Raw genomic sequence first — 20,572 nt, 5'->3', positions numbered from 1 at the left:
TCCAGAATATTTCTCAACGTATCAAAACACCTCACATTATACCACACGTTACTAATGTTTCACAATAATATATACATTATCTTGTAAGCGATGTGCAATCCCATCTAAAATAGCCTCTAAATTATTTGCAACAAATTCCAGTTCCTCTGTCGACTCGCAAATAAATAAAGGGGCACCACCTGCAAATTTCTCTGGCGTTGTTGTAATGACTGCGAGAATAACACTTTCTAACATCATCTCTTATCTCCCCTTCCTTTCGGAGCTTCTGATGACATATGAACAGCACTCTCTAATGTTGGTACATTTCCGATTACCCCTATCGCTTTTTCTGCATCTTGATCTTGCGGCAGAACAAAAATCCCAACTCTCCCATCCTCTAAATCACGCTTCGCTAACGGTACAAGTGCCGGCGTTCCAGAATCTCTATATATTCCTAAAGCAACCGAAACATCATGTAAAATAGCTTGACGTTGTCCTAAGTTTGAGATTGTAACCATCGCATCTATCGATTTCGGTTTTAAAATAAATCCCATTCCATACTTCATAATTTCTTCTTGCCTTGCTGGCAATCCAATATTCATAATGTAAATATTATCAATATAAAGTCCCGCTCCTTCAAAACGAAGTGGAACGTGTTCTATTTCTACAAGGTCATGAAGTCTTTTACCTGACATTAATTTTTTCGCAATGAAAAAACTTACTGTACCAGTAATTACCCCGGCAATCCATGAATGGAATCCTATATACGCAAACGTTGTTACAAACGACGTTAACATCGCCAAGTAGTTACGACTTTCAAATACTAATGCAATTCCTTCAATGTATGTATTACCACGTGGTACGAGCTCATATCCATCTAATTGTTGAAGCGTATTTCTTTCCATATTGCGCACATCACGAAATTGCGTCGCTGCTAACGTAAGAAATGTAATTGCAGAGAAATCTTTTTTCAAAACAGACGGAATCGCAATTGCTCCTAGGGCAGCCGCAATTAATCCCATCGCGATATGAATAATTTTTCCGTGGAGCCTCGTCGGATATTGCCTCGTATCGGTACGAAGCATTAACACCCTAGTTATTGTACCTGCAATTACGCCACATAAAATAGCTGGTGTATATTCAGTCATGCATTACCCTCGCCTTTCTTTTACGTGTTTTCCTCTTAAATTGTTCCATATATACTGATGCTTTCGTAATCCAAAGTAAAATCGCCATAAATAAAGTGGAAACAGCAGCAACATCTAAAAAAGCTAAACTGCCATATTCATAAGGAAAATGTAATTTACGAAAAATAAGCGTCACCAACAATTCACCTTGTAACATCCCTATATATAAGGAGCATAATCGTAATATGCGATCCCCGTGCAATAAAACCGATGCATACACAAGTGCACCACTTAACAGCAACAACCTATCAACCACAATCCAAATTGGATCATATACTTCTAACAAATGAAAGCTTGTATATAACATTGCAATAATAAGTGCCGAAAGTAAGGTATATAATTTTTTCCAAATAGAATATAACGTGATGCCTACAAAAGAAATAATACAAAGCAAAAGGGCATTTACCGATATCGTGAAAGACGCAATCGTCACATTTAACGGAGAACAAATAATAAAAATTAATATACAAGCACTTATCTTCCAACGAATAGATTCTTTTTTCATAAAAAAGGTCACGACAATCCACCCTATCCAAGCAACAAAATAAAAAGTACTCCCATCCATCACTTCACCTCCTATGTTTTCCATTATGGGAACTTTTTATGAAAGTTAATCCCCCTTTTCTTTGTGCATAGTTTTTCTCATAACAGCAAAACTTTTAATAAGGAGGTGTAACTCACAATGGGTAAAGATCGCCAAGAACGAAAACTAAGAGAATCACGCCGCGTTGAATCTGATCGCGACCAATCACTTCAATATCCCGGTGCAACAAGTCTTGATACACCGGAGCAAGCTCGAAAACAGAATCAGCATTAAATAAAGTGAAACTTCAGCGGGGGTATCCATCCACACTGATTATTAGCCCACAGCAATCGGGCTTTTACGGGCAATACAAAAAGACGGTTTCGATAATGTACGAAACCGTCTTTTTACACAATTATTTTATTTCTACTCGTCATATAATTCTTTTGTTTTCGCATTATAAGCCCTATCACTTGATGAGGCATCAATCGTAACTATACCTGTTGGTTTTTTAGAATATGTAATAACATAATACGTATGAAGAGAAGGATTTTTACTCTTTACCTCAACACGTACATAATCCGTCTCTCCTATTTCATTTAACTTTCGCTCAACCTCTTTTTTCACGCCTACAATATCTTCTTTTTCCTCTTTAATTTCCCTACTCACAATGGTATTTCCTTGATCAGAAAGTAATACTACTTCAGCATTACTTAAACCCACTTCATTTGGTATATTAAAATAGTAATTCACATACGAATCTTCCGATGGATTTTTGTCTTCTCCTAATTCCCTTGGCAAAATTAGTGCTTCTATTCCACTTCCTGCATTCACCATTGGATTCCTATACAATTTATTCCCGACTGCGATTGCAATATTCGCCGTTTTAATTGTTGATTGTACTGTTGTCGAACTAGACCCCCTTCTCTTACATTTGAAGTTAATGAAATTTCAATCTTTTTATTATATGCAGAAATCTCTGTATCTTCTCTTATATTTCGTGCATGGATATTAACATCTTCACTATTATATGTAATGCGTCCTATCGTATTTTTACTATTTGAAGATACATTATCTCCTTTTTTATTAACATCCTCATCCCCTAAATTATCGTAAATTTTTTCTTGTTTATTTTGATTCTTAAATAACAATCTCTTATCTTGTTTTATCGCTAACCAGCTATATAGAGAGGAATACTTTCTTACTTTTGCCATATTTCTCTCCACAAACATGGCAAAAGTAAGAATCCTCCAATAATTCAGCAGCACATTTTCTACATTTCTTCATTTTTATAACCCCTTTTTCAATCATAGCTTTTTCGTACAATATTCCTATATACCTTTATTATAATATAAATTCTCTCTTTTTTCCATTTATAGAATTATATAGATTGCTAACTTCCCGCCCGGACCATTGATTTTTTATAGACTGTGTCTTAACCTCTTTTTCCGTTCTGTGTCAACATGAAAAAAATAGCCCTTCACCTGACCCTTTTGGGTCAGGTGAAGGGCTATTTTCTTAGTTTCTATCATTTATTATTGTTTTCATTTAATAAAATTCAAAAGATATCAGAGTGTTGGAAACCCTAAAGGGTTTCTCAACACTCTGAAAAAAATCAACCGGACGGTTGATTTTTTATCGCCTACTATAATGTGCAGTGTCAATCCCTCGCTGCGCTAACCAATGATATGTTTCGCCTTTTACAACAAGAGGTACAGATTGCAACTCTTCTATCGTCTTCACGCCAAGAGCTGTCATAATAAATTTTAAATCTGTATGTAAAAGATCGATTTCATCCACTAACTTCTCAACACCATCTTGCATTAAAATACGTAAAAAGTATCCAGCAAACGCAGTTGTATTCGCCCCTAATGCGATTGCCTTCGCCACGTCAATTGCTGTTTGTATACCCCCAGATGCAATAAAAGAGAGGTTATTATTTATAGAGGTTGCTTCAATAATCGAGGTAGCTGTTTGTATGCCCCAGTTATTAAAATAAGAAAGCATTCGCTGTCTTCTTTCATTTTCAACAGCAGCAAAATTCGTACCACCTTGTCCGCCAATATCAATTGCTGTTATACCTATACTCGCTAACTGTTGTACTGTTTCCTTACTCATTCCAAATCCCACTTCTTTTACAATGACAGGAACTTTACTGTTTAAAACAATTTGTTCAATTCGCCGAAGTACACCAGTAAAATCACGGTCTCCTTCTGGCATCGTTAACTCTTGTATGACATTTAAATGAATTTGCAGTGCATTCGCTTCAATCATATCAACGGCACGCTCTGCCTGTTCGACAGTTGCCTCACTCCCCAAATTAGCAAAGAAAATACCATTTGGGTTTACCTTTCTGACGATCTTATAAGAAGCCGCCTCGCTTTCATTTTTTAAAGCTGCCATTTGCGATCCTACAGCCATAGCAAGGTTATGATGTTTCGCTACATATGCTAATTGCTCATTAATATGTAATGTTTGCTCTCCTCCACCACCAGTCATCGCATTGATAAAAATCGGCGAACTTAGTGAAAGTTCGCCGATTTTTGTTTCACATGTTACAGTATCATAACTTGAATTTGGCAAGCTTTGATGCACAAAATCAATATCATGAAAGCCATGCGTACGAGACTGACCAGTAGAAAGAGCATATTCAATATGATCTAATTTACGTTTTGCCCTTACCACTTGTACCCCTCTTTATTTCTTTAATTTTTTCAGTTGTTCACCAATAATATCACTTAACTGGAAAGTAGCAGAATCAGCATTTGGCTCATATTGGCTATAATCTTCTGTTACATTATTTTCTTCAAGCGTTTCTTTTATGCTTAAAGAAATACGTTTTTCTGCTACATGGACTTCAAGTACTTTCACTTTTACTTCTTGTCCCATTTCCAATACTTCATTTGGATTTTTCACGTGACGATTTGCAATTTGAGATACATGCACAAGCCCTTCAACACCAGGTAAAATTTCAACAAATGCACCGAATGTAACAAGGCGTTTTACTACGCCCTCACGAATATCTCCAGCCTTTATTTCGCCAGCAACATTTTCCCAAGGTCCCGGCTGAGCTGCTTTAATTGATAAAGAAATACGTTGCGTATCAGCATCAACAGATAACACTTTTACCTTTACCTTTTGACCTTGCTCTAATACCTCAGAAGGTTGCTCTACACGTTCGTGTGAAATTTGTGAAATGTGTACTAAACCGTCCACACCACCAACGTTAACGAAAGCACCAAAATCCGTTAATCGTTGTACTGTTCCTTCAACAATATCCCCTTCTTTTAACGAAGAGATTGCTTCTTTTTTCTTAGAATCTAGTTCTAGTTCTACTACCGCTTTATGTGAAAGAATAACACGATTTTTTTCACGGTCTAATTCAACAATTTTCACCGCTAATGTTTTTCCTTTATAGTCAGCAAAATCTTCTACATAATGTACCTCTACAAGTGAAGCTGGGATAAAACCACGAACACCAAGGTCCACAACTAACCCACCATTCACGATATCTTTTACAGTAACATCAAATACATGACCAGAATTAAATTTCTCTTGTAATTCTACCCACGCTTTTTCTGCGTCAACAGCTCTCTTAGATAAAACAAGATCATCTTCTTCTAATTTAATAATTTTCAATTCAAGTGTTTGATCTAATTCTACAACATCGCTTGCTTTTTCAATATGAACGTTAGCTAACTCACTAATCGGAATTACGCCATCTGTTTTGTATCCAACATTTACAAGCACTTGTTTCTCTTCAACTTTCGTTACAGAACCTGTAACAACGTCACCAACTTGTAATTCTTTTGAATTCATAACTTCTTCATTCATTTTCTCTACCATGGAAATACCTCCCTACAGAATTGACAAAGCATTTTTATGTATATACGAAATGAAAAAAAATGTTTTCATTTGCATGTTTAAGAATTTATCATCACATATTCTGGTTCAATACAGTTCACAAGAAACTATATTAAACCTATATAAATAGTATACAGCAAAATCATCTTGAAGAAAGTATGATTTGAAATATAATAGCGAATATATTCTGACAGTTTTTCCCCTCTGTAACTAACTTCTTACAAATTAGCCCATTTGTCAAGAAAAGAGACTTATAATTCACTTATCCTTTACATTTCAAAAAAAAAAAAAGAAAGAGGATAGTCCTCTTTCTTTATTTCGCAAATACTCCTGAAACAATACCCATAATTTTTTGGACAACTTCTTCAATTGATAAAGAAGTTGTATCTAATTCCAATGCATCATCAGCTTTTTTCAAAGGAGAAACTTCGCGTTCTGAATCTAATTTATCACGCCTAGCAATGTCTTCTTTTAACTGCTCTAAATTAGAATCGAAACCTTTATTCATATTTTCTAAATATCTTCTTTCCGCTCTTTCTTCTACAGAAGCAAGCATAAAGATTTTCACTTCAGCATCTGGTAGTACATGTGTACCAATATCACGGCCATCCATTACTACGCCGCCTTTTTCAGCTAATTCTTGTTGACGACGTACCATTTCTTCACGAACAAGGCGATGCTTTGCTACAATAGATACGCGATTCGTCACATCTGGCGTACGAATCACTTCGGAAACATCTTGTCCATTTAAAAATACAAGTTGTGTATTTTCCCCTTGCTGAAATTCAATATTTACATTTTTTACAACTTCCATTAACTTTTCTTCATTTTCAATATCCACTTTTTGTTCAAGGGCTGCATATGTAATAGCACGGTACATTGCGCCTGTATCAATGTAAACATATGAAAGTTTTTTCGCAACAACTTTTGCAACTGTACTTTTCCCAGCAGCCGCTGGACCATCTATAGCAATCGAAATTCGTTTATCCATTGTAACACCTCATTTTTCACTTATAAAAACAAAACGAAAAGCAGGTATTCTCCCCCTGCTTCTTCTCATTTGCCTCACGTCATTAAATCCTCAATTATTGTAGCATAATCCATCATAGAAGAAAATGAAAACTACTTATTCACCTGTAAGATTTCCGCCTTATTTTGCGTGACGACACCTTCGTAATAAACAATTTTCGATAAATATTTCACTGAAGATTTATGTATAAAAAGCAGTTGGACGAAAGAAAGACAAATAAATTGAATCAGTAATATACGAATTATAATTTTCTCCACTTTTTTCAAAAAACTCACTCCTTCCCTCTCTACACTTACACATCTCCTCTCATAAATTTCCATAAACAAAACCTAACCTAATAACCACTTACCGAAGCACACTTAAAGTAATTTATTTTATTGTCATTTTCTAACCATACTTTTATACATTTTCATTGTCGAATTTACTCAAAACATGTTATGTTCTAAATGTATTTTTCAACTTGAAAGGGGTATAAGCATTGAAAAGAATCCTAGTTTTACACACAGGTGGAACAATTGCAATGGAGGAAGATAAAGAAACTGGGGTCGTACAACCAGGTGAAAAGAATCCTCTTTTAAAATTTATTCCTGATTTAGAAGGCGATGTTGATTTAATTGTCGAAGATGTGTTCCATCTTCCATCTCCTCACATGACTCCTAGCGAAATGCTACAATTACAAGTCATCATTGACGAAAGAGTAAAACAAGACGATATTCACGGCGTAGTCATTACGCATGGTACCGATACATTAGAAGAGACAGCTTATTTTCTTGATTTAACAGTTCAAGCAACGATCCCAATCGTTGTGACAGGAGCAATGCGCTCTAGTAATGAATTAGGTGCTGATGGTCTATATAATTTCTTATCAGCTGTAAAAGTTGCTAGTAGTAATGAAGCTGCTGAAAAAGGCGTTCTAGTTGTATTAAACGACGAAATACATTGTGCTACAAATGTAACAAAAACGCACACAAGTAATGTCGCGACATTCCAAAGTCCACAGTACGGACCAATTGGCATGGTAACAAAGCGTGGTGTTGTTTTCCATCATGCTTTAGTGCATCACGAAACATGCACAGTACGACAGATTTCTAAAAACGTTGTCGTTCTAAAAGCATACGCAGGTATGGATGATACATTATTATCAGCAATCGAAACACTACCAGTAGACGGAATTGTTATCGAAGCACTTGGACAAGGTAATTTACCTCCAAGAACACTTCCAAGTCTAGAACGATTAATAGGAAAAGGAATTCCTGTCGTATTAGTGTCTCGCTGTTTCAACGGTATCGTTCAAGATGTATATTCGTATGAAGGTGGCGGCAAGCAATTAAAAGATATGGGCGTTATATTCACATACGGTTTAAATGCTCAAAAGGCGCGTATTAAATTATTAGTCGCATTAGAGAATACAAATTCTCATGAAGCAATCCAAAATATGTATATGCACGATTAAAAAAGAAGCTGTCGAATTTCGACAGCTTTTTTTTATTCTTCTCTTGATGCAATGGTTTGCGCAATCGCATCTCCATGGAATCTACCGTTCTCGATAAATATTTCATTTGCGTTATTCCCAGCAGCAATTACACCTGCAATGAAAATATTTTCAGCGTTTGTTTCCATTCTATCCTCTGTATAAATCGGACGCCCTGTTTCTTCATCAATCCGAACACCCATCTTCGTTAAGAAGCTATGATCAGGATGGTAACCTGTCATCGCAAATACAAAATCATTTTTGATTGTAAATGATTCACCATCAACCGTATATGTTAATGTATGTTCAGTAATTTCTTTCACATGAGCCCCGAAATGCATTTGAACTGTCCCATTTCGTACTAACGCCTCAAATTCCGGCAAAATCCACGGCTTAATACTTGGCGAGTATTCCCCGCCACGGTATAGAACTGTTACACGTGCACCCGATTTAACAAGCTCTAACGCCGCATCTATACTTGAATTTTTACCACCTATTACAACAACATCTCGATCAAAATAAGGATGTCCTTCTTTGAAATAATGAGCTACTTTCTCAAGTTTCTCACCAGGTACATTCATATAATTCGGATTATCATAATATCCAGTTGCGACAACAATGTATTTCGCCACATATATTTCTTTGTTTCCGTCACGCTTCGTCGTTTCAACTTTAAAAACATCACCATCTTTTTGAACTTGTTCCACTCGTTCAAATGCGTTTACACGTATAGATTTACGCTTTACTACTTCACGATAATACGCGAGCGCTTGATTACGAAATGGCTTACGATTTTCTGTAATAAAAGCAACTTCACCAATTTCTAATTTTTCACTAGAGGAGAAAAATGTTTGATGAGTTGGATAATTATAAATCGCATTTACAATGTTCCCTTTTTCGATCACTAACGGATTTAACCCCACTTTTTGCAACGAAATCGCCGCTGCTAATCCGCATGGACCGCCTCCGATAATAATAACTGTTTCTTTTTGCATACTCGGTTCACTCCTAGTCTTCTACCTCTGCTTTATTTATATAAACAAGAAAAAACCTACTTACAGCAGTAGGCACCTATCTTTATTGTATTCATTTTTCATATATTTGTCATCTAAACGAAACATACATCCGATAGACATCTGCTAAAAACTGCTGAAATTTAATTCCTTGTTGCCCTAATACATTTTCAGGATCGATTTTCCGAGTAGGATCCAACGTTTTGTGTGACACAATAGCCTTTTTAGGATTTAAACCGAAATTTTGACATAAATAAGCGTGATACCACGTAAAACGAGTATACGCCTCCCAAAAGTTTACGTCGCCACCATAGCAAATTTCAACCCCAATTGCAGCCTTATTCGCATCATAACCGAATAAATCATTATCCGTTGGCACATTGTATCGAACATGGTACGCAACTTCATTTATAGGGACAATTTCTAATATTGTTTTATCATCAATAAATGTATGCGCTGAAGCTTTCGGTTGTATTTCATTAAAGTAATCCCGATTTCCTATCGCATTGCTACCAGGGTTCCCCGTGTCATGACTTACAATAAATCTTACTTTTGAAAGAGGAATTCCTGGTCGTGAATTTCCATACCCAATATAATTACGCTCAATAGGGAACATCGCCATTACTACCAACTCCCGCTCTAAAAAATTACCTTACTTCCTTATATATGTATTCGGTGGCAATGTCCTTATGGCATTATTTCTTATGCGAAGAGAAAATCGAAAATATTTGATGTGAATACCATAAATAATACAATACTTACAGCCACTCCGTAAAAACCGTAAAACCAAACACAATCTTCTTTCGTATCTAAACCGAAAAACTTATTTACTGATTGTAATAATGATCCACGCTTACTATGATTATTTCGTAAAACTTCCACTCGTTCCACAACATCTGCTGGCATCATAAATCTTTGGTCTACTGTCATTTTCATCATTTATCTCTCCTTAAAATCGTTTCCGTTTTGCTTATCTAAGGAAAGTATAGCACGTTTGTTCGTGTAGAACAAACGTTCTTTTTGTTTTTATTTTATTTTTCACCAAGCTACGTAATAATTCCAATTACTACTGCGATAATCAGCCCTCCAACAACCAGATGCAATAAACCCTCTCCAAACATTCTAAAAATACTTGTTTTCTGAGTATTTTCAATCCTTACTATTTTACTTTCTAGTTGGTTTACCCTTTCTTCTAATCAATCTACTCGATTCATCATTTCATTATTCATATCCAACACCTCTAACTAGTAACTTCAACAAAAAACGCGATTCCCTCAAAAGGAAATCACGTTTTCTCAAAACATTATATATTATACCCAACCTCTGAAGCGACTAGCCTCAGCCATTTTACGAACACCAATCATGTATGCAGCTAAGCGCATGTTTACTTTACGAACTTGTGATGTTTCATAGATTGAATCGAATGATTTTACCATTACTTTTTCTAAACGTTGTTCTACTTCTTCCTCAGTCCAGTAGTAACCTTGGTTATTTTGTACCCACTCAAAGTAAGATACCGTAACGCCACCAGCACTTGCTAATACGTCTGGAACAAGTAAGATACCACGATCTGTTAAGATTTTTGTTGCTTCTAATGTAGTTGGACCATTTGCAGCTTCAACTACAATTTTCGCTTTAATCTTATCAGCATTTTCTTCTGTAATTTGGTTCTCAATTGCAGCTGGAACTAAAATATCGCAATCAAGTTCTAACAATTCTGTGTTTGAAATTGTATTATTAAATAGTTTTGTTACAGTACCGAAGCTATCGCGACGATCTAGTAAGTAGTCAATATCTAATCCATTCGGATCATGTAGTGCACCGTACGCATCTGAAATTGCAATTACTTTCGCGCCTGCATCATGCATAAATTTAGCTAAGAAGCTACCCGCATTCCCAAATCCTTGAACAACAACGCGTGCACCTTTAATATCAATGTCACGTTTTTTCGCAGCTTCACGAATACAAATTGTTACACCTTTTGCAGTCGCTGTTTCACGTCCGTGTGATCCACCTAATACAAGTGGTTTACCTGTAATAAATCCTGGTGAATTAAATTCATCGATACGGCTATACTCATCCATCATCCATGCCATAATTTGTGAGTTTGTAAATACATCTGGAGCTGGAATATCTTTTGTCGGACCAACAATTTGGCTAATTGCTCGTACATAACCGCGGCTTAATCTTTCTAATTCACGGAAAGACATCTCACGTGGGTCACAAATGATTCCGCCTTTACCTCCACCATATGGTAAATCAACAATACCACATTTTAAACTCATCCAAATAGAAAGTGCTTTCACTTCATTTTCTGTTACGTTTGGATGGAAGCGAATTCCACCTTTCGTTGGACCAACAGCATCATTATGTTGCGCACGATATCCTGTAAATATTTTAACAGTCCCGTCATCCATACGAACTGGAATTTTCACTGTCATCATACGAATTGGTTCTTTCAATAATTCATATACTTCGTTTGGATAACCCAATTTTTCTAATGCTTCATTAATTACAATTTGTGTTGAATTTAACAATTCAAAATGTTGTTCCCCTTGTTGTTGTGTTTTCGTTTGAGTTCCCTTTTCGGCTACCATAGTAAGTAAACCCCCTGTAATTTCACTTGTTTAGTAAACCTTCATTGCCTAGTATACACCGTTAAATTTGGAATGCAATAGAAAACGCTAACAAATATATACAAACTATTTTGCATTGCAAGCGTTTTCACTATTATTATAGTCCTTTTATTGCTTTTAGAAAAGTAAAATACTTAAATATTTAAATATTTTTTATTTTCATCAAAATACGTTCGATAAAACAATTATTTCATCAAAAAATACTGGTTATATTTTTAAATATAGATCGGCTAGTCTTGTTTCCTACACTTCGCTTTATAGATTTTAGATTTTCCAATCTTTAGCTGAATAAAAATAAAACCTCAAGCTACGTTACATTAGCTGAGGTTTTGTTTTTTTACAAAGTAATTGTATATTTGTTCAATTGCTTGAGAATCCATTAATTCTTTACCATATTCCATTATGCGGTAAATTGTTGCTGTTGACGGATTACCGTATTCCGCTAAAATAGCTATAAAATCCGCCTTCAATAATTGAAATTGCTCTTCTTCTTCTATCCAAAGATAAAAACGATCATCCCACGTATACAACTTCCCATCAGTTACACCAAGGTTATATAAGCGATTTGACAAATTGATTACATCATCTAATGTAGCAAACTCGTAAAGTATATGTTCACTTTCATCAAGAGTCACTTGCATTTCAATAAACTCGTCACGGAACTCATCTTCTGTATCTACTTCGTGATTTTCTTTTGTTACAATTACAACCATACCTTGAGCTTGTAGAGAAAATACTTCAACAGCAATCGGTCCATCCGCTTCAAACCCTAATTCTTTATTCGCTTCTTGCATCATATCACGGAATAGTTGCTGTACTTTCGGTGCATTTCTCCACAAATCTTCTTTCGTTAATCCTCGTTCAGATAAATCATCAAATGTTAGGAAAATTTTAATCTTATTATAATTTAAACGTTCCAGTCTCATCTCATACCCTCCCTACGTAACCATTGCATCTAATTTTTATTATATGAAATAGAAAATAGATGGTTCTTTTCGAACGACTATTCTGACATTTTTAACCATCCATCCCATTCTTCTTTCGTGTTACCAATTAGGATATTTTGAAGATTTAATTGATCTCCAATGCCTTTTCTTCCTATAAAACCACCCGAGAGGTTTTCATTTTTTTCTTGCAATAAGTCAATAAATTCTACTGCCTCTTCAAGTTCTCGTTCATCATCAAAAGATATAAACAAATATTTAGGTTGTAATTGTTCAATAGCTAGTAAAATACCTTCTTCATCTAAACTTGTCCCCATATACATTGCTTGATATCCTTTTAGTCGTAAATACGTCGCGAAAATAAATCCTTTTAATATATTATTTTCTAAAACGAAAACTTTGTTAACGGAAGAATACACTGACGCATTATGATATATCATTCCTAGACGTGTTTGTAAGAATGCTACAACATATTTGAATTGTGACATTGCAATCTCATTATTATTTTTTAAAGATAACAACTTGTTTGCCACTTGAAGGATGATGCTTGTAACAACCTTTTCCGTTGAATATATACTAAAAACCTCGTTTAATAATGCAGAAGTTGTAATTTCATCAAATTTTAACAAAGCTTGTAGTATATCGTCCACTAAAACAACTTCTGTATCTGTAATTTTTTCTTTTTGAATGTTGTTCTGCAACCGATTCCCTTCTAATAACTGAAATGCTTGTCCAATCATCATTCCCTCAGAAACTTTATTCATTAACCATTTCAAAATATGAATATGCTCTTCTGTATATAAACGATGCCCCGCACGATTTCTCTTTGGGGCAATAATATGATAGCGTCTTTCCCATGCGCGAAGTGTACTCGGTTGAATTCCGAGTATATTCGAAACAGCTTTTATATTATATGTCCCATTTAAAGTCGGCATTATTTTCCTCCGCATAACGTAATGATATGTGTTTGGGAAGGTGCCCGAAAACGAAGAGGGAGTAATGTTGTTCCATACCCATTACTAACAAAGAGAGTCGTATTAGAATGCTTATATACACCACCCTTTAAATGCTTTTCAGATGGAAACAACCGAATCTGACCTCCATGTGTATGTCCACTTAATACGAGCGAAATTTGTTCTTTACCAGACATTTTCTTTATTATATCTGGGTTGTGACTAATTAAAATGCGAAAACCTTCTTCTTTACAATCAGACAACGCTAAATCTAAACGATCTCGTTCTAATCCAACATCATCGATACCGAGTAAGCAAATTTTCTCTCCTAATTCAGACTCAAATACAACTCTTGTATTATCTAATACCTTCACATTATTTTCTATTAATAAAGCATCTAATTCGTGATATTCAATTTCATAATCATTATTTCCCCATACAAAATATACAGGGGCTATTTCTCTTAACTTTTGAATATTTAAAGAGATTTGCGATAAAGGTACTCCTTTTTCAGCTAAATCGCCGCCAATAATTACGATATCTGCTTTTCCTTTCACTCGTTCAATTAGCGAGCTAGAAACGATCCTTCTATGAATATCCGAAATAAAAAAAACTTTAACTTTTTGAAAACTTTCCGGAAATTCTTCGAATACTAAAGTATGTTCCAACACTGTATTACGCATCGCTTCTTTATACATTCCAAGAAGACATACAAAACCAATGCATATGAGAGTACATAATAATATAATCCATGACATATATTTTTTACTCTCCCTCCTCGTAAAGTATAGTCCTTAATTTTATGTGAAGCTATATCACTCATTTAGCTAGCTCTCATACTTCGTGGACTTATCTTTTATAGGAATTTTCAATTCTTGTCCTACTTTCACTTCATCTTCTTGTAAATCATTATACTTTTTTATTATTTCTATCCCATTTTCATCTGAGAAATATTGCTTCGCTATACTTTCTAAAGTTTCTCCATCTTTCACAACATGAGTTGCTACTTTCTCAGACTGCTTCTTTGATTCAGTCTGAGCTGAATCAAAGAAAATCACTTCAAACGCACTTTTCTCAGCATTATTACTATCACTTTTTACCTGTATATACTTATCCGTATACCATAGGATACTAATAGGTAACAATATGAACAAAAATGTTAACACTCGGACGAAAATGTGATTCATTTTAAACTTTGGTTTTTTCTCTTTATTTCTATGAATTTCACTACGCGGCGGTAAACCTTCATCTTCTTCCACTTGCTCAACTTCTAACTCCTCTTCAAAATCAGGAATTCGTTTTCTCATGTTGTTCACCACCACCTTCCATTTATTTTCTTAATTGGAGCCCCATTATAAAATCAACAAGAAAGTGTGCAAAGATTGTTATAAACAAATTTCCTGTCCACTCGAATACATAACCAAAAACAAAACTAATAAAGCAGACGAAACAAAATAAAAAAGGCTTCGTTATATACCGAATATGTAACACAGCAAAAATTAAACTCGCTATTACAATTCCGAAATGAGTCTGCACTACACCTCTAAATAAAAACTCTTCCGCAAAGCCAATAATAAACGTGATAAAGAGTAAATGCATGACAGAAATTCCTTGAAACATTCTATCGTTAATGCCACCATCATCAAACCAAGATTCTGGAAACACTCGCATTGCAACATAATCTAATAACACAATACAGATCGCTAACAAGCTACCTATTACAAGTATAGAAACCGGTTCCCATTTCCACAAACTATAAACTTCTCTTTTATCTTGAAATAATATATATGCTAGTAAACAACCGATACCAATGATGATTAGTTGTGTTATGTAGAGATTCAGTCTTATTTCTCTCGGACTCATATCTTCAACATTATGCCTTTGAATGTTCATCATTCCTCCATCTTCCCTAGGCCGAAAAGCTTTTGTAGCTCTGTTTCCCAATTATAGTCGAAAACTAACTGTTGCGCTCGTCTTTTTTTATAATCCGTTTTTGTAATACCACAGTAATCACAACAGTTTTCTATCTCTTTTTCTTTTCTATAACCGAATTGTTGTAATAAATATTCACGTCTACATCCTTGAACTTGTATCCATGACTTCATATTTTCTAGCTCACTATATTTATTACGCAGTCTCACTTCCACTTCCGCTATTAATCTGTGCATTATTTCATCTGACAAGCTCTCTAGCATGAGATTTCGCTGTTGTATGATTCCAAGATGTTCGAGATGATAACGTGTAAAACGCCAATACTGTTCATTAAATCTTGCTGCATTATAACAAATTTCTTCTACATCTTCTAATGGTAATACTTTCGTTTGAAACATTCTTTCTTGTAGTAACGAAAATAAAAATTGTATTTGCGATTTACTTGGTAATTCATCTTCAATGATTGAAATTGGCAAATCGTGATCCAATGGACTACATAATGAAATGGCTATACTCAATTCTCCATCTCTTCCCCCTCTTCCAATTTCTTGTAAATAGGAAGCTACATTTGTCGGATATTGAAAATGAATAATATATCTTGTATTCGCCTTATTTACCCCCATCCCAAAAGCACTTGTACATATTACAATTTGCAACTGGTCATTCATAAACTGTTGTTGAATTAACATACGCTCTTCATGTTCCATACCACCATGATAAAAAGCTACACCTGTAATTCCTTTTCCTCTTAAATACTCGGTTAAACGCTCGGTCCAGGCCCTACTTGAACAATAAACAATACCAGGCCCTTGCAAATACATTACATGCTCAAAAAGCGCCTCTTTTTTTTCTTCTATTGTTTCCACAAATTGCACTTCCATCGCAATATTTGGACGATCAATTGAGTACACATGCTCAGCGATATTTTTTAGATTTAAACTTTCCGCTATATCTCGCAGTACATCCTTTGTCGCAGTTGCTGTTAATGCTAGTACTGTCGGAGATCCGATACTCTCAATTACTTTATCTAATTTTTTATAATCTGGCCGAAAATCATAGCCCCATTGTGAAATACAATGCGCTTCATCTACGACAAATAATGAAATATGAATTTTTTTCAATTCTCTTATTAGAAGTTCCGACTGTAACATCTCTGGTGATACGAAAACAAATTTATAAAAAGATAGCTTTTTCATTGCTTCTCTTTTTTCACTTAACGTCCGGAAACTATTCAATGCAATAACTCGATTTTTCACGACATACTTTAATTGCGTAACTTGGTCTTCCATTAAAGATAATAATGGTGATACAACAAGCACCGTACCCTCTTGCAGAAGCCCCGGAAGTTGATAACACATTGACTTTCCTCTTCCAGTCGGAAGCATTGCTACAACATCTTTTCCTTCCAATAAGTCCGTAATAACTCCTTTTTGCCCCAGACGAAATTCAGAATATCCAAACCACTTATATAAATATTCCTCAAGCTTCATTTATACCCTCCATCCGCGCCAATACAAGACGGACTTCAAAATAAGAGATTTCCTCTCCAACCGCTTGCTTCAACACACGCAATTTACGTGTTTGTAATGCTTCAATTACTTTTGTTACTTTTTCTATTTTTTCTTTTTCCATAAACATCTCAATAGAAAATTCTTTTTCTCGTAAAGCAATTTCTACAAAATGGTCTTCTATCGTGGCAACCTTCAAATTCCGAATTGTTGCTATTTCTTCTAAAGAGCGTCCTTGTTTCCAAAGATTATATGTTTTTTTCGTTGATAAGCTAAATAAATCAGCTTTCTCATTTGGATAAGATATAATTTCAGCTAATAATGGAAACTCATTTTCTTTATTGCGAACTTCTTGAATAAGGAAATGAATTGTACCCCAAAATAAAAAATAAACTCGAAATATATCTTGTTTCGTAATTTCCGCTAATTGTTGTAAAGTACACCCAATACGTTCATACCCAGTTAACCGATATGTTACGATTGTCGCCTCTACTGGATTATTTTTTTGTAAAAGAGTATGCATTTCCTTCCATAATCTTTTAGCCAATTCACTTCTCATATATGGTATTCCAGTGAGGAAGCGTTTCACCCACATCATTATTTCTGTATCCTGTTGAATTGGAATAAATTTCGTATTCGCCTGTTGTAAATTCGAAATGGTTTGAACGATCAATGATAATCTCCTCCAAAACGTTTCACCTATTTCACCATAGTGTAAACCATTTAAATACGTCGGAAAGGCAAAGTCACCTTCCCATTTGTTTAATTGCATGTTACCAGCAGTCGTTAACACATATGTATTATCATGTATACCTTGAACTAAATCCGTTCGTAACAACCTTGCAACTTCTTGATCATAATCAGCTCTATTTAATGACTTATAAATCCCAAACAAAAAAGAAATTTGAAACATATTCCCATCTTGTAATGTTTGCGACGATCTCTTTCCTTTTAATAAATAATAAATCGAAGAAACGGTTCTTTCACCATTCAATTGTTTTAAACAATACAATAAAGTATATTGTAGCTGCATTACCGCTTCCACCTCTCTGTCTAACTTCATTCCTTTTTCAATACAATTGCACATTAACTGCTATTCATTTAACTTATCATATTCACACTACATGCTTGTATATATTCTATTGTATCAAACGAAATAACATTTAAGTATTTTGAAAATCTTATGAAATAATTCAAAAATAAGTTGACACCCTAATTGATAAGCATTATCATTATAATTTTATGTTGAAAAGTTTTAAAAACCGTTTTACAATAAGGTTATAATTTTTTGGCGAACTTTTCACATACATATTACCAGGAGGGAAAAAAGATGGCAAAATATACAATCGTTGACAAAGATACTTGTATCGCATGCGGTGCTTGTGGTGCTGCTGCACCAGACATTTATGACTATGATGATGAAGGTATTGCATTTGTAACATTAGACGATAACCAAGGTATCGTTGAAATTCCAGATGTATTAATTGAAGATATGATGGATGCATTCGAAGGTTGTCCAACTGACTCAATTAAAGTTGCTGACGAATCATTTGATGGCGACTCTTTAAAATTCGAATAGTCTTTTATTAACTTCAAACCCCCCTCATAAGTATGAGGGGGGTTTTTGCTCTCTTTTTCATTCTCACTAACAAAAAAACCATTGGCAGCGTAACTGCTAATGGTTTAATATTTTTAAGCATTTTTCATTTTTGCAAATACCCATACTTTCAAGCGTGAAAATAATGCTACAAATACAATTGTTACAACAATTCCTTTAATTACATTAAACGGTAATATCGCCGTTACAATAGTTTGTCGCATAATATCACTAGACATAGCTGGTGAATTTAAAAACCAAGTGTACGCTGGTAAAATAATAAAGTAGTTTAACACACTCATAATAACTGTCATAGTAATTGTGCCTAGCATTAATCCTGTCGTTAAACTTTTTACTGTGCGATACTTTCGGAATAAGAATGCTGCTGGACCAATAAATAAACATCCCGCTATAAAGTTTGCTACTTCTCCTACTGGTACTCCCGTTAAACTTCCTTGAATCCCGTAATGCAAAATATTTTTTATCGCTTCTACAATTACACCCGCAATTGGACTAAAAATTATCGCCGCAATTAAAGCTGGCACATCACTAAAATCAATTTTTAAAAATGGCGGAAGCCCTGGGAATGGAAAATCCAACATCATTAGTAAATACGCAATACTACTTAGCATCGCTACACTCACCATCTGCACTACACTGTTTTTTTGTTTCATCTTTCTCTCTCCTTTTCCATCGATCTTCTCATGGAAAGTGGAAAGGTTCTGCTATGCCTATTTTTTCATAGAACGAAAAAACCCTTTGTGATTTACACAAAGGGAGAATTTTAAGGCACATCAAACAGACGTTCAAATACTTATCTTTTTTGAACGCTTGAACCTCCATCTTCTCCCATCCAGACTGTACTGTCGGCTTTGGAATCACACCAAATCCTGCCTTAACGGCTCGCGGGCTTAGAACGAAATTATTAACTGTTCATCACCGCCGGTCGGGATTTTCACCCTGCCCCGAAGATAGACCGATATTCTATTTTCCATTTCATTATACAACAACATGATCGTATTGTGAACAAAAAAAGCGTAACTTATTAAAAATAAGTTATTTATTTTATATTATTAAAGAAGCAATCACTATATTTTACAATACAACCCATATTTTTTATAATTCGGTATTTCTCTTATGAATCCCCTAGTCATATGTCGTCAAAAGTGATAAGATGTTGAATTGTTAAGATAAGAACATTTTCTGAGTTATGGAGGAAATGTCATGAAGAAAGATAAAAGACACTCTATTCGAGAAGCAATGAAAAAGAACTTAAGAAAAGAATACTTTTATTTGAAAAAAGAATTACTTTTCTACTGTCCAATTGATCTAGGCACATTCTCAAGAGAGACATACTACGCTACTTTTGACCAAGATGGCATAAGTATTTATCAGTATGATAAAAAAACAGAAAGTAAATTAAAATTGTGTGAGCGTCATCCATGGAAGAGTTGGAATAAGGTAAAAGTTGATCACTATTTAACAACTTCTCAATTTATTTTCCAAGGTGAGCGAAATTGGATTTTATCCCTTTTCCAAAAAGGAAAAGAAGCTCAAAAAATAATTGAAGAACATACATCTTTACAAACGGAAGTTGTTTCCCGTCCGTTTTCCAAGAAACTTCCTGGTTTCCGTTCTGATACACCATTGAATAAATACATCGGTAGCATTTGTTACACTGCACTTATTGCATTTTTATTAAAATGGATGATTCCATTTCAAGCGCCACAAATCGCCCTGTATTCTCTTTCAATTGGCTTTATGCTTCTTGGTTTACTTTGTCTTACAATTGGTCTAATCGAACCAACTATCGTACTATTTCGGACAAAAGAAAAAACAAGAACAAAAGTCTTTTACTTATATAGCTACTTAGCTATTTCTGGATTTATATGTGTCTTTATTTTTTGGTAAAAGAAACCGTCCCAAAAGATCTTT

25 protein-coding genes and 1 riboswitch are annotated in these 20,572 nt (G+C 34.8%); of the genes, 4 read left to right on the top strand and 21 right to left on the bottom strand.

Annotated features, from left to right (window positions below; all coding sequences use genetic code 11):
- Nucleotides 1–51: 51 nt before the first annotated feature.
- The 3 genes from MHI07_RS07405 to MHI07_RS07395 are packed head-to-tail and all read right to left on the bottom strand — an operon-like array spanning nucleotide 52 to nucleotide 1,731.
- Nucleotides 52–237 carry a capping complex subunit for YIEGIA gene (locus tag MHI07_RS07405; protein ID WP_002086624.1) on the bottom strand — a complete coding sequence of 62 codons (186 nt, stop codon included), beginning with the start codon at nucleotides 235–237 and terminating at the stop codon, nucleotides 52–54.
- Nucleotides 234–1,127, bottom strand: coding sequence for a YIEGIA family protein (locus MHI07_RS07400; protein ID WP_002158596.1), 894 nt, complete (start codon nucleotides 1,125–1,127; stop codon nucleotides 234–236). The genes MHI07_RS07405 and MHI07_RS07400 overlap by 4 nt, the downstream gene beginning before the upstream one ends.
- A complete protein-coding gene (locus tag MHI07_RS07395; RefSeq protein ID WP_002158597.1) occupies nucleotides 1,120–1,731 on the bottom strand; it encodes a YphA family membrane protein in 612 nt (203 codons plus the stop codon). The genes MHI07_RS07400 and MHI07_RS07395 overlap by 8 nt, the downstream gene beginning before the upstream one ends.
- 117 nt (nucleotides 1,732–1,848) lie before the next feature.
- Here MHI07_RS07395 and MHI07_RS07390 point away from each other — a divergent pair, with 117 nt between their 5' ends.
- The gene (locus MHI07_RS07390; protein WP_000513901.1) at nucleotides 1,849–1,983 is read left to right on the top strand and encodes a YpzI family protein; all 135 of its coding nucleotides are present in this window, start codon (nucleotides 1,849–1,851) and stop codon (nucleotides 1,981–1,983) included.
- Between the two features lie 132 nt (nucleotides 1,984–2,115).
- Here MHI07_RS07390 and MHI07_RS07385 read toward each other — a convergent pair whose 3' ends face one another.
- The 6 genes from MHI07_RS07385 to MHI07_RS07360 all read right to left on the bottom strand — a co-directional run bounded on the left by MHI07_RS07385 (nucleotide 2,116) and on the right by MHI07_RS07360 (nucleotide 6,849).
- Nucleotides 2,116–2,526: a hypothetical protein gene (locus MHI07_RS07385; protein WP_340822836.1), complete on the bottom strand. Its 411-nt coding sequence runs from the start codon at nucleotides 2,524–2,526 to the stop codon at nucleotides 2,116–2,118.
- Entirely contained in the window at nucleotides 2,520–2,903 is a 384-nt protein-coding gene (locus MHI07_RS07380) for a hypothetical protein (RefSeq protein ID WP_340822834.1), read from the bottom strand. Before MHI07_RS07380 ends, MHI07_RS07385 begins: the two co-directional genes overlap by 7 nt.
- 421 nt (nucleotides 2,904–3,324) lie before the next feature.
- Nucleotides 3,325–4,374: a type 2 isopentenyl-diphosphate Delta-isomerase gene (gene fni / locus MHI07_RS07375; protein ID WP_088078177.1), complete on the bottom strand. Its 1,050-nt coding sequence runs from the start codon at nucleotides 4,372–4,374 to the stop codon at nucleotides 3,325–3,327.
- Nucleotides 4,375–4,386: 12 nt separating this feature from the next.
- Nucleotides 4,387–5,535 (bottom strand): 30S ribosomal protein S1, encoded by a 1,149-nt coding sequence (gene rpsA, locus MHI07_RS07370; RefSeq protein WP_002201144.1) that lies wholly within the window; start codon nucleotides 5,533–5,535, stop codon nucleotides 4,387–4,389.
- A 331-nt stretch (nucleotides 5,536–5,866) separates the two neighbouring features.
- The gene (cmk, locus tag MHI07_RS07365) at nucleotides 5,867–6,544 is read right to left on the bottom strand and encodes a (d)CMP kinase (protein WP_002158601.1); all 678 of its coding nucleotides are present in this window, start codon (nucleotides 6,542–6,544) and stop codon (nucleotides 5,867–5,869) included.
- A gap of 131 nt (nucleotides 6,545–6,675) precedes the next feature.
- Nucleotides 6,676–6,849, bottom strand: a complete 174-nt coding sequence (locus MHI07_RS07360; RefSeq protein ID WP_171902551.1) for a DUF5359 family protein — start codon at nucleotides 6,847–6,849, stop codon at nucleotides 6,676–6,678.
- Nucleotides 6,850–7,061: 212 nt separating this feature from the next.
- Here MHI07_RS07360 and ansA point away from each other — a divergent pair, with 212 nt between their 5' ends.
- Nucleotides 7,062–8,036: an asparaginase gene (gene ansA / locus MHI07_RS07355; RefSeq protein ID WP_078182170.1), complete on the top strand. Its 975-nt coding sequence runs from the start codon at nucleotides 7,062–7,064 to the stop codon at nucleotides 8,034–8,036.
- Between the two features lie 32 nt (nucleotides 8,037–8,068).
- Here the strand turns inward: ansA and MHI07_RS07350 are convergent, their stop codons facing one another.
- From MHI07_RS07350 to MHI07_RS07300, 11 genes are all read right to left on the bottom strand, one after another.
- On the bottom strand, nucleotides 8,069–9,049 hold the full coding sequence (locus MHI07_RS07350) for a YpdA family putative bacillithiol disulfide reductase (protein WP_002158604.1): 981 nt from the start codon (nucleotides 9,047–9,049) through the stop codon (nucleotides 8,069–8,071).
- A gap of 109 nt (nucleotides 9,050–9,158) precedes the next feature.
- Nucleotides 9,159–9,689 (bottom strand): peptidoglycan recognition protein family protein, encoded by a 531-nt coding sequence (locus tag MHI07_RS07345; protein ID WP_340822820.1) that lies wholly within the window; start codon nucleotides 9,687–9,689, stop codon nucleotides 9,159–9,161.
- Nucleotides 9,690–9,769: 80 nt separating this feature from the next.
- The gene (locus MHI07_RS07340) at nucleotides 9,770–10,006 is read right to left on the bottom strand and encodes a DUF3961 domain-containing protein (protein WP_002149379.1); all 237 of its coding nucleotides are present in this window, start codon (nucleotides 10,004–10,006) and stop codon (nucleotides 9,770–9,772) included.
- Between the two features lie 371 nt (nucleotides 10,007–10,377).
- Nucleotides 10,378–11,664, bottom strand: a complete 1,287-nt coding sequence (gene gudB / locus MHI07_RS07335) for an NAD-specific glutamate dehydrogenase (RefSeq protein ID WP_000225168.1) — start codon at nucleotides 11,662–11,664, stop codon at nucleotides 10,378–10,380.
- A gap of 356 nt (nucleotides 11,665–12,020) precedes the next feature.
- Nucleotides 12,021–12,629 (bottom strand): genetic competence negative regulator, encoded by a 609-nt coding sequence (locus tag MHI07_RS07330; protein ID WP_002158605.1) that lies wholly within the window; start codon nucleotides 12,627–12,629, stop codon nucleotides 12,021–12,023.
- Nucleotides 12,630–12,706: 77 nt separating this feature from the next.
- Nucleotides 12,707–13,582 carry a MerR family transcriptional regulator gene (locus MHI07_RS07325; protein WP_340822816.1) on the bottom strand — a complete coding sequence of 292 codons (876 nt, stop codon included), beginning with the start codon at nucleotides 13,580–13,582 and terminating at the stop codon, nucleotides 12,707–12,709.
- Nucleotides 13,582–14,358 carry a metallophosphoesterase gene (locus MHI07_RS07320; RefSeq protein ID WP_016104317.1) on the bottom strand — a complete coding sequence of 259 codons (777 nt, stop codon included), beginning with the start codon at nucleotides 14,356–14,358 and terminating at the stop codon, nucleotides 13,582–13,584. The genes MHI07_RS07325 and MHI07_RS07320 overlap by 1 nt, the downstream gene beginning before the upstream one ends.
- A 69-nt stretch (nucleotides 14,359–14,427) precedes the next feature.
- Nucleotides 14,428–14,907, bottom strand: coding sequence for a LysM peptidoglycan-binding domain-containing protein (locus MHI07_RS07315; protein WP_002201152.1), 480 nt, complete (start codon nucleotides 14,905–14,907; stop codon nucleotides 14,428–14,430).
- Between the two features lie 22 nt (nucleotides 14,908–14,929).
- The gene (locus MHI07_RS07310; protein WP_340826881.1) at nucleotides 14,930–15,493 is read right to left on the bottom strand and encodes a CPBP family intramembrane glutamic endopeptidase; all 564 of its coding nucleotides are present in this window, start codon (nucleotides 15,491–15,493) and stop codon (nucleotides 14,930–14,932) included.
- A complete protein-coding gene (locus tag MHI07_RS07305) occupies nucleotides 15,493–17,022 on the bottom strand; it encodes a RecQ family ATP-dependent DNA helicase (RefSeq protein ID WP_340822814.1) in 1,530 nt (509 codons plus the stop codon). The genes MHI07_RS07310 and MHI07_RS07305 overlap by 1 nt, the downstream gene beginning before the upstream one ends.
- Nucleotides 17,012–18,073: a helix-turn-helix domain-containing protein gene (locus MHI07_RS07300; protein WP_002149404.1), complete on the bottom strand. Its 1,062-nt coding sequence runs from the start codon at nucleotides 18,071–18,073 to the stop codon at nucleotides 17,012–17,014. Before MHI07_RS07300 ends, MHI07_RS07305 begins: the two co-directional genes overlap by 11 nt.
- Before the next feature lie 297 nt (nucleotides 18,074–18,370).
- Here MHI07_RS07300 and MHI07_RS07295 point away from each other — a divergent pair, with 297 nt between their 5' ends.
- Complete coding sequence (locus MHI07_RS07295) at nucleotides 18,371–18,619, top strand: ferredoxin (protein WP_001151994.1); 249 nt, start codon at nucleotides 18,371–18,373, stop codon at nucleotides 18,617–18,619.
- A gap of 113 nt (nucleotides 18,620–18,732) precedes the next feature.
- Here the strand turns inward: MHI07_RS07295 and MHI07_RS07290 are convergent, their stop codons facing one another.
- Nucleotides 18,733–19,311 carry an ECF transporter S component gene (locus MHI07_RS07290; RefSeq protein ID WP_002011769.1) on the bottom strand — a complete coding sequence of 193 codons (579 nt, stop codon included), beginning with the start codon at nucleotides 19,309–19,311 and terminating at the stop codon, nucleotides 18,733–18,735.
- Nucleotides 19,312–19,474: 163 nt separating this feature from the next.
- Nucleotides 19,475–19,614, bottom strand: a riboswitch (FMN riboswitch).
- 247 nt (nucleotides 19,615–19,861) lie between these two features.
- On the opposite strand from MHI07_RS07290, the gene MHI07_RS07285 reads away from it, so the two are divergent.
- Nucleotides 19,862–20,548, top strand: coding sequence for a hypothetical protein (locus MHI07_RS07285; RefSeq protein ID WP_002149409.1), 687 nt, complete (start codon nucleotides 19,862–19,864; stop codon nucleotides 20,546–20,548).
- Nucleotides 20,549–20,572 lie beyond the last annotated feature (24 nt).

It is taken from the genome of Bacillus sp. FSL H8-0545 (assembly GCF_038006105.1).
Classification (GTDB): Bacteria; Bacillota; Bacilli; order Bacillales; family Bacillaceae_G; genus Bacillus_A; species Bacillus_A cereus_U.
The sequence above is the reverse complement of the archived record's forward strand: the minus strand, read 5'-3'. Positions and strand labels throughout refer to the sequence as shown.